Origin of the sequence: Kineococcus aurantiacus (assembly GCF_013409345.1) — a bacterium.
Taxonomy (GTDB): domain Bacteria; phylum Actinomycetota; class Actinomycetes; order Actinomycetales; family Kineococcaceae; genus Kineococcus; species Kineococcus aurantiacus.
In genome coordinates this window covers 3,657,392-3,670,442 of sequence record NZ_JACCBB010000001.1, presented here as the reverse complement: position 1 = coordinate 3,670,442, position 13,051 = coordinate 3,657,392, and the positions used below count along the sequence as shown (strand labels likewise).

Genomic DNA, 13,051 nt, shown 5'->3' with positions numbered 1-13,051 from the left:
GGTGCCCGACGAAGCGACCGCCCCCTCCGAACTCAGCTACGAGCAGGCCCGCGACGAGCTCGCCGACGTGGTGCGCCGGCTCGAGACCGGGGGCACGGGGCTGGAGGAGGCGCTGGCGCTGTGGGAACGCGGCGAAGCCCTCGCCGACCGCTGCCAGCAGTGGCTCGACGGGGCCCGCGAGCGCCTGGACGCCGCCCGCGGCGAGGACCCGGCCGCCGAGGACTGAGCGCCCCGGACAGCACCCGCCCCCGGGAGTGCTCGATCACAGGAGTGCTTGATCACCGAAAGGCTAACCGCGGTGATCAAGCACAGCGGTGATCGAGCACGGTGGTGGTCAGGCGGGCTTGACGCCCCAGGGCGTGCCCGCCGCGGCCCACCCCGCCTCGGCCGCCGTCACCAGCTCGGCCAGCACGTCGTAGCCGCCCTCCCCGGTCACGAGCAGCGTCTGCCCGTCCTGGGTGCGCACGAGGGAGTAGCGGGCCCGGTCCTCCTGCAGGTACCGCTGCCAGACCTCGCCGCCGATGGTCTGCTCACCGTCGGCCTCCCCGCTCTGCGTCTGCGCCCGCAGCCACGTCCGCGTGGTGTCGCGGGCCGTCTCCAGCGCCAGGTAGTCCCCGTCGTCGGTGCGGTAGCCGACGTGCCAGGTGGTGACGCCGTCGGTGGAGCGGTTGACGTTCGCCGAGGTCGCCGTCCAGCCCTGCGGGCCGTCGGGCACGACGGGGTTGAACGGCAGCTCGGAGACCGCGCCGGAGGCCGCGTTGGCGACGTCGACGGCCGGCTGCTCGATGGCGTTGGGCCGCGGCAGCAGCCACACGACCACGGCGACCATCGCCAGGATCACGAGCATCGAGATGACCATCGACTGCACGTTCCCCTCCGAGCGGCGCTGGCGGGGGACGCCGCGGGCGTCCTCCCCCGGCGCGGTCGCGGCGGCGGGCGCGGGCGAGGGGTCGGAGGGGCTACCGGTCGTGCTCACGCCCCCATGGTGACGGATAGAGTCGGCAGCCGACGACGACCGTCGCCGGAGGCCCGCCCGGGGGCACCGGATCCCGCAAGCCCGCCGTGCGCACGGCGACCGCCCCAGGAGGTCCCAGCCCATGTCCCAGCACACCGCGCTCCCCCCCGCCCTGGCCGTCCGCGACGAGGCCCCCGACCGCAACCTGGCGATGGAGCTGGTCCGCGTGACCGAGGCCGCCGCCATGGCCGGCGGCCGCTGGGTCGGGCGCGGGGACAAGAACAAGGCCGACGGCGCCGCCGTCAACGCCATGCGCACCCTCATCGGCACCGTCTCCATGAACGGCACCGTCGTCATCGGCGAGGGCGAGAAGGACAACGCCCCCATGCTCTACAACGGCGAGCGCGTCGGGGACGGCTCCGGGGCCGAGTGCGACGTGGCCGTGGACCCCATCGACGGCACCACGCTGACCGCGCGGGGCATGCCCAACGCCGTCGCCGTCCTGGCCGTCGCCGAGCGGGGCACCATGTACGACCCGTCGGCGGTGTTCTACATGGACAAGCTCGCCGTGGGGCCCGAGGCCGCCGACGTCGTCGACATCCGCCTGCCCGTGCGCGAGAACGTCCGCCGCCTGGCCCGGGCCAAGAAGCGCTGGGTCGAGGACGTCACCGTCTGCATCCTGGACCGGCCCCGGCACGCGCAGCTGGCCCAGGAGGTCCGCGACGCGGGCGCCCGCATCAAGTTCATCTCCGACGGCGACGTCGCCGGCGCCGTGATGGCCGCCCGGGAGGGCACCGGGGTGGACCTGCTGCTGGGCATCGGCGGCACGCCCGAGGGGATCATCAGCGCCTGCGCCATGCACTGCCTGGGCGGGGCGATCCAGGGCCGGCTGGCCCCGCGCGACGACGAGGAGAAGCAGAAGGCGCTCGACGCCGGCCACGACCTGGACGCGGTGCTGGACACCCAGACCCTCGTCGCCAGCGACAACGTCTACTTCGTCGTGACGGGCATCACCGACGGCGAGCTGGTCTCCGGCGTCCGCTACCGGGGGGACACCATCACCACCTCCAGCATCGTCATGCGCTCCAAGTCCGGCACGATCCGCAAGGTCGAGAGCGAGCACCGCCTCTCGAAGCTGCAGGCGTACTCGGCCATCGACTTCACCGGGCCGCGCTGATGGGGGCCCCCTCGAGCGTCGTCGTCGGCGAGGCCCTCGTCGACGTCGTCCACCGCGCCGGCGAGGACGCGAGCGCCGAGCACCCCGGCGGGTCGCCGCTCAACGTCGCCTACGGCCTGGGCCGGCTCGGGCACGACGTGGCGCTGCTGACCCGGCTGGGGGACGACGCGCACGGGCGGCTGCTGCGCGAGCACCTGGCCGCCGGCTCGGTGCGCCTGCTGCCGGGGGCCGTGGACGGCGAGGCGACGTCGACGGCCCGCGCCGAGGTCGACGCCGAGGGGAAGGCCACGTACGAGTTCGACCTGGTGTGGCGGCTGCCGGACACGCCGCTGCCCGAGGGGGTCGCGCTGGTGCACACGGGGTCGATCGGGGCGGCGGTGGCCCCCGGTGCGGACTCGGCGCTGGAGCTGCTGCGCTCGGTGCGCGGGCGGGCCACGACGAGCTACGACCCGAACGTGCGCCCGGCGTTCTTCGACTCCCCCGCGCAGGCCCTGGCCCGGGTGGAGGAGTTCGTCGAGGCCGCCGACGTCGTCAAGGCCTCCGACGAGGACCTGGACTGGCTGCTGCCCGGTGAGGACGTCGAGGCCGTGGCCCGCCGCTGGCAGGCGCGCGGGCCGGCGCTGGTCGTGGTGACCCGCGGCAGCGCGGGCGCGGTGGCGGTCTGCGGCGCGGCGACCCTGCACGTGCCGGCCCCGGCGGTCGACGTCGTCGACACCGTCGGGGCGGGCGACGCCTTCATGTCCGGCCTGCTGCACGCCCTGGCCGAGCACGGCCTCCTCGGCGGCGCGGCGCTGCCGCGGCTGCGGCACCTGGACCTGCGCACGTGCGAGGACCTGGTGACCACGGCGGTCCGGTCGGCGTCCATCACGTGCTCACGGGCGGGGGCCAACCCGCCCACGCGCGCTGAACTCGCGGCCGGCGGCTGAGGCCCCCACGCTGTCGGGTGTGGACGACACGCTGACCCGAGCGCCCCGCACGCGGCCCCCGGGCCGGCTGGCCAGGTTCTCCTGGCTGACCGTGCTGCTCGCCGGCGTGGTCGCCTACGTCGTGGTGCTGCGCGTCATGGTGCGCACCCAGAACCTCAACTTCTTCCCGACGCTGCTGCTCATCGGCGCCATCACGGTGCCGGTGACGGTCCTGGCCTTCGCCGAGGTCGGGCGGGGCGGGACGGCCGTGCGCGGCTGGCTGGTCGCGACGGTCGCCATCGCCGGCGGCGTCGTGGGGACGGCCACCGCGGGCACGCTGGAGTTCGACACGCTGCGCACGCTCGGCGTGGTCCCCATGCTCTTCGTGGGGATCATCGAGGAGTTCGCCAAGCTCATCGTCCCGCTGGTGGTGTTCGCCGTGCGGCGCCCGCGGGACCCGCGCGGCGGGGTGGTCGTGGGCGTCGCGGCGGGCATGGGCTTCGCCGTGCTGGAGACCATGGGGTACGGCTTCCAGGCGCTGCTGCAGGCCGGGAGCATCGCCGCGGTGCACCAGGAGCTGCTGCTGCGCGGGCTGCTGTCGCCGGCCTGCCACATCGCCTGGACGGGCATGACGGTCGCGGTGCTGTGGCGCGTGCCGACGGCGCGGCACCGGGGCCGCGCCGTGGCGCTGTTCGTGCTGACCTACGTCGCGGCGGTGGCGCTGCACGCCACGTGGGACGGGTCGCGCAGCGAGGGCGTGCACGTCGTCGTCGCGGCCGTGGGCCTGGTCGTGCTGTTCGTCTTCGTGCACCAGGCGCACCGGCGGGTGCCGGCGGCCGTGGGGGGCGGGTCAGCGACGGCGCAGGCGCGGTAGCCGCGGCGCGGGCAGGGCGGCCCGGCGGCGGGCGGCCCGCTCGCGCAGGCGCTCGGCGGCCCCGGCCACGGCGTCGTAGGAGCGGCCCAGGCGCTCGTGGCGGCGCAGCTCGTCGCGGTAGGTGCGCCGCAGCAGGCTGAGGCGGTCGACGACCGCGGGCAGCAGGTCCTGGCCGGTGGGGAACAGCACGAGCCGCACCGTGCGGCGGGCCACGGGTTCGAGGCGCTTCTTGTAGGCCTCGTCCCCGCGCAGGAGGTCCAGCTCCCGGTAGCCGCTGACGACGGCGCGCCGGCGCAGGCGCAGCAGCAGGAGCGTCCCGGGGCCGGTGGAGGAGTACCGGGCGCGGTAGGACTGGACGTAGCCGTGCAGGGCGCGCGGGCCGGCCAGGCACAGGGCGTAGGCGACGAGCTCGCCGTCGACGCGCAGCCCCGACAGCTGGACGGTCCCGGCCGGGGCGGACCACAGGACCTCGGTGAGCGTGCGACCGGAGGCGCCCCGCCAGGGCCGGCGGCGGTGCGTGGCGTGCGGGTGGGCGTCGTCGACCTCGGCGAGCTCGGTGACCAGCTCCTCGAGGCGGTCCGCGGCGGCCTCGGGGTCGCGGGCGCGCAGCTCGGCCAGGCCCTCGAGCAGGTCGTCGGCGACGACGAGCTCCCCGAGCTCGGCGAGGCGGCGCCACTGGCGGCGCTCCTCGTGCCGCACGTGGCGGCCCAGGGCGGCGTCGTGCTCGGCGACCGTGGCCGGCAGCGGCACGGCGTGGACGGTGGCCTGCGGCAGGGTGCGGACCGCGTACCCGCGGTGGGCCGCCCAGTCGCTCACGAGCTCGACCTGCCCGTCGGCCAGGGGCACCTGCTCCAGGTCGAACAGGGCGCCGGGGGCCTCGCGCAGCGCCCCGTCGAGGACGGCGGCGACGAGGCGGCCGGTGGGGATCCCGGTGTCCGGGTCGGCCAGCACGGCGGCGTAGTCGCTGCCGCCGGCGCCCAGGAACGTCAGCACGGGGCGCGGCCCGCCGTGCAGGGCGAAGGCCCCGAAGGCGAGCAGCCGGCCGTCGCGGCGGACGCTGACCAGCAGCGGTTCGCCCGCGCCGAGGTGGGCGTGCACGGCGCGCAGCCAGTCCGGGCCCGTGAACGGCGACTGCCCGGCGCGGGCGGCGAGCGCGCGCCACTCGGGGACGGGGGCGCTGTCGAGGTGGCGGCGCACCGTCACGGACAGCCCGTGCGCGGGGTCGCGGACCAGTTCCAGGCCGGTGCCGGAGGAGGTCGGACGGGGCGGGAGCGCGAGGTCCGTCACCACCCACCGCCTTCGCCGCACCGGGGGTCCCCCCGTGTGGAGGACCCGTGCGCGCACCTTAGCCGCGGGGTCCGACACGGACGCGGAACCTCCCCCCGCGTCGCCGGACTATCGACGCAGCGTCGTCGACCGGTCACGGTCGATGACCGACAGGCGCCGGTGCCGCACGACCGAGGGCCCGACCGCGACGGTCGGGCCCTCGGCGAGCGCGGGACGGGGAGGGGTCAGGCGTGCGCCGGGGTGCGGGCCGCCGCCGACTGCGCCCGCTCCAGCGACCGCTTGCGCAGCGCCTCGGACTGCTCGCCGATCTTGGCGGCCTTGGCGTCGTCGCGCGTGAGGTTCACCCCCGTCGTCGGGTCGAAGACGTGCATGCGCCGGGGGTCGAACCACAGCTTGGCGGTGTCCCCGTCGCGCACCCCGCTCATGGCGTCCAGCGTGACGACGAGCTGGGACCGCAGGCTCTCCCCGTCCAGCTCCCGGTCCAGCTCCGCCAGCTGCTCGCGGGTCTCGTCGGCGGCCTCGAACGGGATGTAGGCGTACAGCTCGTTGCCCAGCCACTCCGTGACGTCGACCTGCGCCGAGAAGGTGACGGCCCCGGCCGGGGCGTCGGTGACGTCGGCGTCGTCGAAGTGCTCCGGGCGCACGCCGACGATGAGCAGCTTGCCCTCGTAGGACCCGTCGACCTGCTCGGGCCGCGGCACCTCGCAGAACGGCAGCTGCAGCGTCGTCCCCGCGACCCGCGCCGGGAGGAAGTTCATCGGCGGCGCGCCGATGAACCCGGCCACGAAGAGGTTGACGGGCTGCTCGTACAGCTCGCGGGGGCTGGCGACCTGCTGCAGCACGCCCTTGCGCAGGACGGCCACGCGGTCACCCAGGGTCATCGCCTCGGTCTGGTCGTGCGTGACGTACACCGTGGTGGTGCCCAGGGAGCGCTGCATGCGGGCGATCTCGGTGCGCATCTGACCGCGCAGCTTGGCGTCGAGGTTCGACAGCGGCTCGTCGAACAGGAACGCCTTCGCGTCCCGGACGATGGCCCGCCCCATCGCCACGCGCTGGCGCTGCCCGCCGGACAGGTTCGCCGGTTTGCGGTCGAGGTGCTCGTTGAGCTCCAGCATGTCCGCGGCGCGCTGGACCCGTTCGCGCACCTCCTTCTCGGGGACCTTGGAGTGGTTCAGGCGCAGCGGGAAGGCGATGTTCTCCCCCACCGTCAGGTGCGGGTAGAGGGCGTAGTTCTGGAAGACCATCGCCAGGTCGCGGTCGCGCGGGGCGAGGTCGTTGACGCGCTTGCCGTCGATGAGCAGGTCCCCGGAGGTGATGTCCTCCAGCCCGACGATCATGCGCAGCAGCGTCGACTTCCCGCAGCCCGAGGGGCCCACGAGGATGACGAACTCGCCGTCGGCGATGTCCAGGCTGACGTCGTTCACCGCGGGGAACCCGTCGCCGTACTGCTTGACGATGTTCTTCAGTTCGATGCGAGCCATTGCGAGATCAACCCTTCACGGCGCCGTTGGTGAGGCCTGCGACGATGCGGCGCTGGAACACCAGCGCCAGGACCACGACGGGGATCGTGACGATGACGGCGGCCGCCGAGATCGCCCCCGTCGGCTGGACGAAGTAGCTGGACCCGGTGAAGCTGGACAGCGCCGCCGGCACGGGCTGGGCCCGCGACGTCGAGGTCAGCGAGATGCCGAACACGAAGTCGTTCCAGGCGATGAAGAACGCGATGATCGCCGTCGTGAACACCCCGGGCGCGGCGAGCGGGACGATGACCTTGCGGAACGCCTGCCAGCTCGTGGCGCCGTCGACCTGCGCGGCCTGCTCCATGTCCCAGGGGATGCCGCGGAAGAACGCCGACATCGTCCAGATGGAGATCGGCAGCGTCAGGGCCAGGTACGGGATGATCAGGCCGGGGATGGTGTCGTAGAGGCCGACCTGCCGCCACAGGTTGAACAGCGGCGTGACCATGGTGATCACCGGGAACACCGCGACGGCCAGGGCCGAGGTGAGCACCAGGCGCTTGCCCGGGAAGTCCAGCCGGGCGATGGCGTACGCGGCGAACATCGCCAGGACCACCGCGATGAACGTCGCGATGAGGCAGGTGATGATGGAGTTCCGCAGCGCGGGCAGGAAGAGGTCCGAGCCGTTCCCGGCGAAGATCCCCGAGTAGTTCGCCCCCGTCGCGGTGGTCGGGAAGAACGTCTTCTCGGCCAGCGCCCCCTCGGACTTGAAGCTCATCGAGACGATGTAGACGACCGGCACGATCGCGTACAGGACGATGACGAGCGCCCCGACGTACCAGGCGGCCTTCTCCTTGGTGGACATCGCACCCATCAGCCTTCACCTCTCGCCCGGGCCAGGTCGACCTTGAACACCTTGATGGCGATGAAGCAGATCGCCAGGACGCACACGAACAGCAGCACCGACACCGCCGACCCCAGCCCGATCTCCAGCCGGGAGATGGTCTGGTTGTAGGCCAGCGAGGAGACCGTCTCGGTCCCGGCGGCCCCGTTGGTCATGATGTAGACGTTGTCGAAGATGCGGAACGCGTCGAGCGCGCGGAACAGCAGGGCCACCATGATGGAGGCCTTCATGTTCGGCAGCGTCACCCGCCACAGCCGCTCCCACGCCGTCGCGCCGTCGACCTTGGCCGCCTCGGTCATGTCCGAGGGGACCTGCGCCAGACCCGCGAGCAGCAGCAGGGAGATGAACGGCGTCGTCTTCCAGATCTCGGACAGGCAGATGACCGCGAGCGCGCTCCACTTGTTCGCGAAGACGTCGAAGTCGTCCAGGCCGAGGACCGCGTTCATGAAACCCGTCGTCAGGCCGAACGCGTACTGCCAGGCGTAGGCCGAGACGACGGTGATGACCGCGTAGGGGATGAGGATGGCGGTGCGCACGATCGGCCGCAGCCACCCCAGGACCTTGTGCATCACCATGGCCAGCGCGAAGCCGATGACCAGCTCCACCGCGACGGTCACCACGGTGATCATCGCGGTGTTGAGCAGGGCGCTCCACCACAGGCTGTCGGTGAGGATCACGCCGTAGTTCTTCAGGCCCACGAACGCGCGGTCGGCCGGCGCGGTGAGCCGGTAGCTGAACAGCGACTCGTAGAGGGCCTGCAGGATGGGGTATCCCGTGACGGCCACGAGGATGACGAACGCGGGCCCGGCCAAGTACCAGCCGAGGCGGGCCTCGGCCCGGGCCTTGTCCGAGCCCCGGGCCCGTCCGCGCACCGGGCGGGAGACCGACACGTCCCCCGCCGTGCGGGTCTGCGTCTGCTGGCTCACAACAGCTTCTCCCCTCGCAGGACGTCGCCGATGTACTCCTGCGACGTGGCCGGCGTCTGCTCGCCGACGCTGGAGACGGGCTGCCACTGGTCGGCGATGCCCTGGCTGACCTCGTTGTAGTAGGCCGTCTGCGGCCGCGGCGAGGCGGCCTGCAGGGAGGCCCGGATGGTGTCGTACATGGGGTACGCCTCCTGGACCTGCGGGTCGTCGTAGACCGCTTCGGCCGCGGCGGGGTTGCCGTCGGAGATCATGTAGGCGGCCTGGTTCTCCGCCGAGACGATGCACGAGACGGCCTGGAACGCCAGGTCGCGGTGCTCGCTGAAGGCGCTGACCCCGATGTCGATGCCGCCCAGCGGGGGTTTGGCCTCCTGCCCCTCGCTCATCGCCGGGTAGGTCGACCAGCCGTAGTCGTCGAAGACGGCCCGGTCCATCGTGCCCTCCTCGGCCGCGGACTTGCCCTGGGCGTAGACGAACGGCCAGTTGACCATGAACGCGGCCCCGCCCTGCTGGAACAGGTTCGCGGTCGCGGCCTCGTCGCGGTTGTCGATGCCCGGGCCCCCGACGCCGGCGGCGGTGATGTCCCGCATGACCTGCGCCGCGGCCCGCCCGGCGTCGGAGTCGAGCCCGAGCCGGATGTCGGGGCCCTTGGCGTCGGGGTTCTCGATGACCTCACCGCCGGCGGAGGCGATCATCGCGTTGACCCAGACCGTCATGGACTCCGCCCGCTGGCCCTGGACGCCGATCGCGGTGCCCTGGCTCTTCGCGGCCTCGACGAGCTGCTCCCAGGTGACGGGCTTCGTGACGTCGAGCCCGGCCGCCTCGGCGACCGACTTGCGGTACCAGAGCAGCTGGGTGTTGGCCCAGAACGGGGCCGCCACGAGCTCGTCCTTCCAGGTGGCCCCCTGCACGGCGCCGTCGACGACGCCCTCGGACCACTGCTGCTGCAGGTCGGCCGGGACCGGGGCCAGGAACCCGGCCTCGGAGGTCTCGGGGACGAACACCGGGTCCAGGCTCATGAGGTCGATCGAGGTGTCGTTGCCCGCGAGCCGACGCATCAGCTGCTCGCGCTGCGCAGCGGCGTCGCTGGGCAGGATGGAGACGTCGATGGCGTACGCGCCGCCCGAGGCGGCGCTGCACTTCTCGGCGATCTCCTGCTGTCCCCCGTTGTCGGGGTTCACGTACCAGTTGAGCGTCGGGGTCCCCGACGCGGTGCTCGAACCCCCGCAGGCGGTGAGACCCCCGGCGAGCACCGTCGCTGCGCTCAGGATCCCCAGCCGGGTTCGCCATCGGCCAGCCACAGCCCCTCCTTGGACTAGGTCGTGTGCTGCTGTCCGCCATGCCTACACCCGTCGTTCTCACAGCGCACCCTGGGGAAAGGCACGGGAACGGATCGTGAGCTGGTCGTGATGCGCGCCACCGGGTGCACCGCGCGGGGGCCCCGCTTGGCAGGATGGGCGCCATGGCCAGTGAAGCCCCCGCAGCAGCAGACTTCCGCATCGAGCACGACACCATGGGGGAGGTCCGGGTCCCCGCCGCCGCGAAGTACCGCGCGCAGACGCAGCGGGCCGTGGAGAACTTCCCGATCTCCGGGACCCCGCTGGAGCGCGCCCACATCGAGGCCCTCGCCCGCATCAAGAAGGCCGCCGCCCTGGCCAACGCCGAGCTGGGCGTGCTGGAGCGCGACCTCGCCCAGGCCGTCGCCGACGCCGCCGAGGAGGTCGCCACGGGCCGCTGGGACGCCGAGTTCCCCGTCGACATCTTCCAGACCGGGTCGGGCACGAGCTCGAACATGAACGCCAACGAGGTCATCGCGACGCTGGCCACGGAGCGGCTCGGCTCCCCCGTCCACCCCAACGACCACGTCAACGCCTCGCAGTCCTCCAACGACGTCTTCCCGACGTCGGTGCACGTGGCCGCGACCAGCGCCGTCGTCAACGAGCTGGTCCCGGCGCTGAGGCACCTGGAGGCGGCGCTGCGCGCCAAGGCGGACCTGTGGGCCGACGTGGTGAAGTCGGGGCGCACCCACCTCATGGACGCCACCCCCGTGACCCTGGGCCAGGAGTTCGCCGGGTACGCCCAGCAGCTCACGCGCGGCGTCGAGCGCGTCGAGGCCACCGTCGTGCGCGTCGCGGAGGTGCCGCTGGGCGGGACCGCCACCGGCACGGGCATCAACACCCCGCCCGGCTTCCCCCAGCGCGTCATCGAGCTGCTGGCCGCCGACACGGGCCTGCCGCTGACCGAGGCCGCGGACCACTTCGAGGCGCAGGGCGCGCGCGACGCGCTCGTGGAGCTGTCCGGGGCGCTGAAGGTCGTGGCCGTCAGCCTCACCAAGATCTGCAACGACCTGCGCTGGATGGGCTCGGGCCCGCGCACCGGCCTGGGCGAGCTGCGCCTGCCCGACCTGCAACCCGGGTCCTCGATCATGCCGGGCAAGGTCAACCCGGTCGTGCCCGAGGCGACGCTCATGGTGTGCGCGCAGGTCGTCGGCAACGACGCCACCGTGGCCTGGGCCGGGGCCAGCGGCTCCTTCGAGCTGAACGTCCAGATCCCCGTCATGGCCCGCAACGTGCTGGAGTCGGCGCGCCTGCTGGGCAACGCCGCGAAGCTGCTGGCCGACCGCACGGTCGAGGGGCTGGAGGCCGACGTGGAGGCGTGCCGCCGGTTCGCCGAGTCCTCCCCCTCGATCGTGACCCCGCTGAACCGGGTCATCGGCTACGAGGCGGCCGCCAAGGTCGCCAAGCACGCCGTCGCGACGGGCTCGACGGTGCGCGAGGCCGTCGTGTCCCTCGGCTTCGTCGAGCGCGGCGAAGTCAGCGAGGAGCAGCTCGACCGGGCCCTCGACGTCATGTCCATGACCCACCCGTGACGTCCCCCCGCCGGTGACCCCGCGGTGAGCCCGCCGGGGGCCGCGCGAGGCCGCGCGGTCCCCCGGCGGGCTCGGGTTGGATGGGCCGGGTGTTCGCCCAGCTGCTCGTCGTCGTCTTCGCCGCCCTCGCCCTGACCATCGTCGCGGCCCGGCGGGGCTGGCAGCCGCCGCTGCTGCTGGCCGTCGCCGGGGCGGCCGTCTCCTTCGTCCCCGGCGTGCCCGACGTCGAGCTGTCCCCCGAGGCGATCCTGTCGGTCGTCCTGCCGCCCCTGCTGTTCTCCACGACGCAGGACTTCCCCCTCAGCGGGTTCGCGCGGCGCTGGCGCTCGATCACCAACCTCGGGGTGCTGCTGGTCGTCGTGACGACCGCCGTCGTGGGGCTGGTCGCGAGCCTGGTGGTCCCGTGGGTCACGCTGTCGATGGCGCTGGTCCTGGCCGCCGTCGTCTCACCGCCGGACGCGGTGACGGCCGTCGCGATCGGCGGCCGGCTCGGGTTGCCGTCGCGGGTGCTGAACACGCTCAAGGGCGAGAGCCTGGTCAACGACGCGGCGGCCCTGACGCTGTTCTCCGTGACGATCGCCTCGGCGACCCGCGACGGGGGCGAGGGGCCGCTGCCGGCGAACCCCGTCCTCTTCTTCCTGCTGACCTCGGCCATCGGGGTCGCGGTGGGCTTCGCCCTGGGCCACCTCGCCGCGGCGGTCCGCGCGAAGCTCACCGACGCCTCGCTGATGACCGCGTTCGCCGTGCTGCTGCCCTTCGCCGCGTACGCCCTGGCCGAGGTCGTGGAGGGGTCGGGGGTGCTCGCCGTCGTGACGGCCGGTTTCGTGCTGTCGCGGCACTCGCTGTCGGCGGCGTACGCGACGCGGCTGGCCGAGCGCGAGGTGTGGAACGCCGTCGACGTGCTGCTGGAGGCGTTCGTGTTCGCCTACCTGGGGTTGCAGTTCCACTCCCTGCTGGCCGACGCCGCGGCGGGCGGCTCGCGCACCTGGTCGCTGCTGGGCGCCGGCCTGGTCGTCCTGGCCGCCGTCGTGCTGGTGCGGGTCGCGTGGGTCCTCGGCGGCGGGGTGCTCATGCGGGACGTGCTGCGGGGCAGGCTGTCCCCGGGGGGCAGGCACTTCACGGCGGCCGAGGACGTCGTGCTGGCCTGGACCGGGATGCGGGGCGTCGTGACGCTCGCGGCGGCCGCCGGCATCCCCGAGGACTTCCCGCACCGCGCCGACCTGCAGGTGCTGGCGTTCGTCGTCGCGGTCGGCACCCTGCTGCTGCAGGGGGCGACCCTGCCGCCGCTGATCCGCCGGCTCGACCTGGACACGTCCGCCGAGCGCGCCTGGCGCCGGGCCGAGCGCCGCAAGGCGCAGGACCTGTCCCGGGCCAGCGTGTTCGAGGTCCTGCGCGCGGCCCGCGAGGAGGCCACCGACCCCGCGGAGCGCCACCTCGTCGACGCCCTGCTCGAACGCGCCGACCGGTTGTCGCGGGTCCGCCTGGCCGAGCAGGAGGAGAACGAGGGCACGTCCCCCACGGCGCTGCGGGGGGTCCAGCTGCGACGGCGCACGCTCGTCGCCCAGCGTCGGGCGCTGCTGGCCGCGGAGGAGTCCGGCGAGGTGGGCGAGGACGCGGTGCGCGAGGCGCTGGAGCAGCTGGACCTGGAGGAGGCGTCGCTGGCGCACCGGGGTTCGCCGCGCCTGTGAGGCCCCGGGGAC

12 protein-coding genes are annotated in these 13,051 nt (G+C 73.6%); 6 read left to right on the top strand and 6 right to left on the bottom strand.

All coding sequences use genetic code 11. The annotated features are described in order from the left end of the window. Position 1 precedes the first annotated feature (1 nt). Complete coding sequence (locus BJ968_RS17670) at positions 2-226, top strand: exodeoxyribonuclease VII small subunit (RefSeq protein ID WP_179754068.1); 225 nt, start codon at positions 2-4, stop codon at positions 224-226. A 108-nt stretch (positions 227-334) separates the two neighbouring features. Here BJ968_RS17670 and BJ968_RS25900 read toward each other — a convergent pair whose 3' ends face one another. Continuing rightward, the gene (locus BJ968_RS25900; RefSeq protein ID WP_179754066.1) at positions 335-976 is read right to left on the bottom strand and encodes a DUF4245 family protein; all 642 of its coding nucleotides are present in this window, start codon (positions 974-976) and stop codon (positions 335-337) included. Between the two features lie 121 nt (positions 977-1,097). On the opposite strand from BJ968_RS25900, the gene glpX reads away from it, so the two are divergent. From glpX to BJ968_RS17650, 3 genes are read left to right on the top strand one after another with little or no spacing between them, the layout of a single operon-like run. After that, on the top strand, positions 1,098-2,132 hold the full coding sequence (glpX, locus tag BJ968_RS17660; protein ID WP_179754064.1) for a class II fructose-bisphosphatase: 1,035 nt from the start codon (positions 1,098-1,100) through the stop codon (positions 2,130-2,132). Then, positions 2,132-3,058 (top strand): carbohydrate kinase family protein, encoded by a 927-nt coding sequence (locus BJ968_RS17655; protein ID WP_179754062.1) that lies wholly within the window; start codon positions 2,132-2,134, stop codon positions 3,056-3,058. The genes glpX and BJ968_RS17655 overlap by 1 nt, the downstream gene beginning before the upstream one ends. Positions 3,059-3,077: 19 nt before the next feature. After that, a complete protein-coding gene (locus tag BJ968_RS17650; RefSeq protein WP_343078095.1) occupies positions 3,078-3,911 on the top strand; it encodes a PrsW family intramembrane metalloprotease in 834 nt (277 codons plus the stop codon). Here BJ968_RS17650 and BJ968_RS26880 read toward each other — a convergent pair. The 5 genes from BJ968_RS26880 to BJ968_RS17625 all read right to left on the bottom strand — a co-directional run bounded on the left by BJ968_RS26880 (position 3,888) and on the right by BJ968_RS17625 (position 9,783). Further along, positions 3,888-5,198 (bottom strand): GNAT family N-acetyltransferase, encoded by a 1,311-nt coding sequence (locus BJ968_RS26880; RefSeq protein WP_179754060.1) that lies wholly within the window; start codon positions 5,196-5,198, stop codon positions 3,888-3,890. The genes BJ968_RS17650 and BJ968_RS26880 overlap by 24 nt on opposite strands. Before the next feature lie 224 nt (positions 5,199-5,422). Further along, on the bottom strand, positions 5,423-6,679 hold the full coding sequence (locus BJ968_RS17640; protein ID WP_179754058.1) for an ABC transporter ATP-binding protein: 1,257 nt from the start codon (positions 6,677-6,679) through the stop codon (positions 5,423-5,425). Between the two features lie 7 nt (positions 6,680-6,686). Next, positions 6,687-7,520 carry a carbohydrate ABC transporter permease gene (locus BJ968_RS17635; protein WP_179756922.1) on the bottom strand — a complete coding sequence of 278 codons (834 nt, stop codon included), beginning with the start codon at positions 7,518-7,520 and terminating at the stop codon, positions 6,687-6,689. An 8-nt stretch (positions 7,521-7,528) separates the two neighbouring features. Further along, positions 7,529-8,485: a carbohydrate ABC transporter permease gene (locus tag BJ968_RS17630; protein WP_425491512.1), complete on the bottom strand. Its 957-nt coding sequence runs from the start codon at positions 8,483-8,485 to the stop codon at positions 7,529-7,531. Then, on the bottom strand, positions 8,482-9,783 hold the full coding sequence (locus tag BJ968_RS17625) for an extracellular solute-binding protein (RefSeq protein WP_343078094.1): 1,302 nt from the start codon (positions 9,781-9,783) through the stop codon (positions 8,482-8,484). Before BJ968_RS17625 ends, BJ968_RS17630 begins: the two co-directional genes overlap by 4 nt. A gap of 161 nt (positions 9,784-9,944) precedes the next feature. Between BJ968_RS17625 and BJ968_RS17620 the strand changes: the two genes are divergently transcribed. Beyond that, positions 9,945-11,351, top strand: a complete 1,407-nt coding sequence (locus BJ968_RS17620; RefSeq protein ID WP_179754055.1) for a class II fumarate hydratase — start codon at positions 9,945-9,947, stop codon at positions 11,349-11,351. Between the two features lie 89 nt (positions 11,352-11,440). Next, positions 11,441-13,039 (top strand): cation:proton antiporter domain-containing protein, encoded by a 1,599-nt coding sequence (locus tag BJ968_RS17615; protein ID WP_179754053.1) that lies wholly within the window; start codon positions 11,441-11,443, stop codon positions 13,037-13,039. The last annotated feature ends 12 nt before the right edge of the window (positions 13,040-13,051 follow it).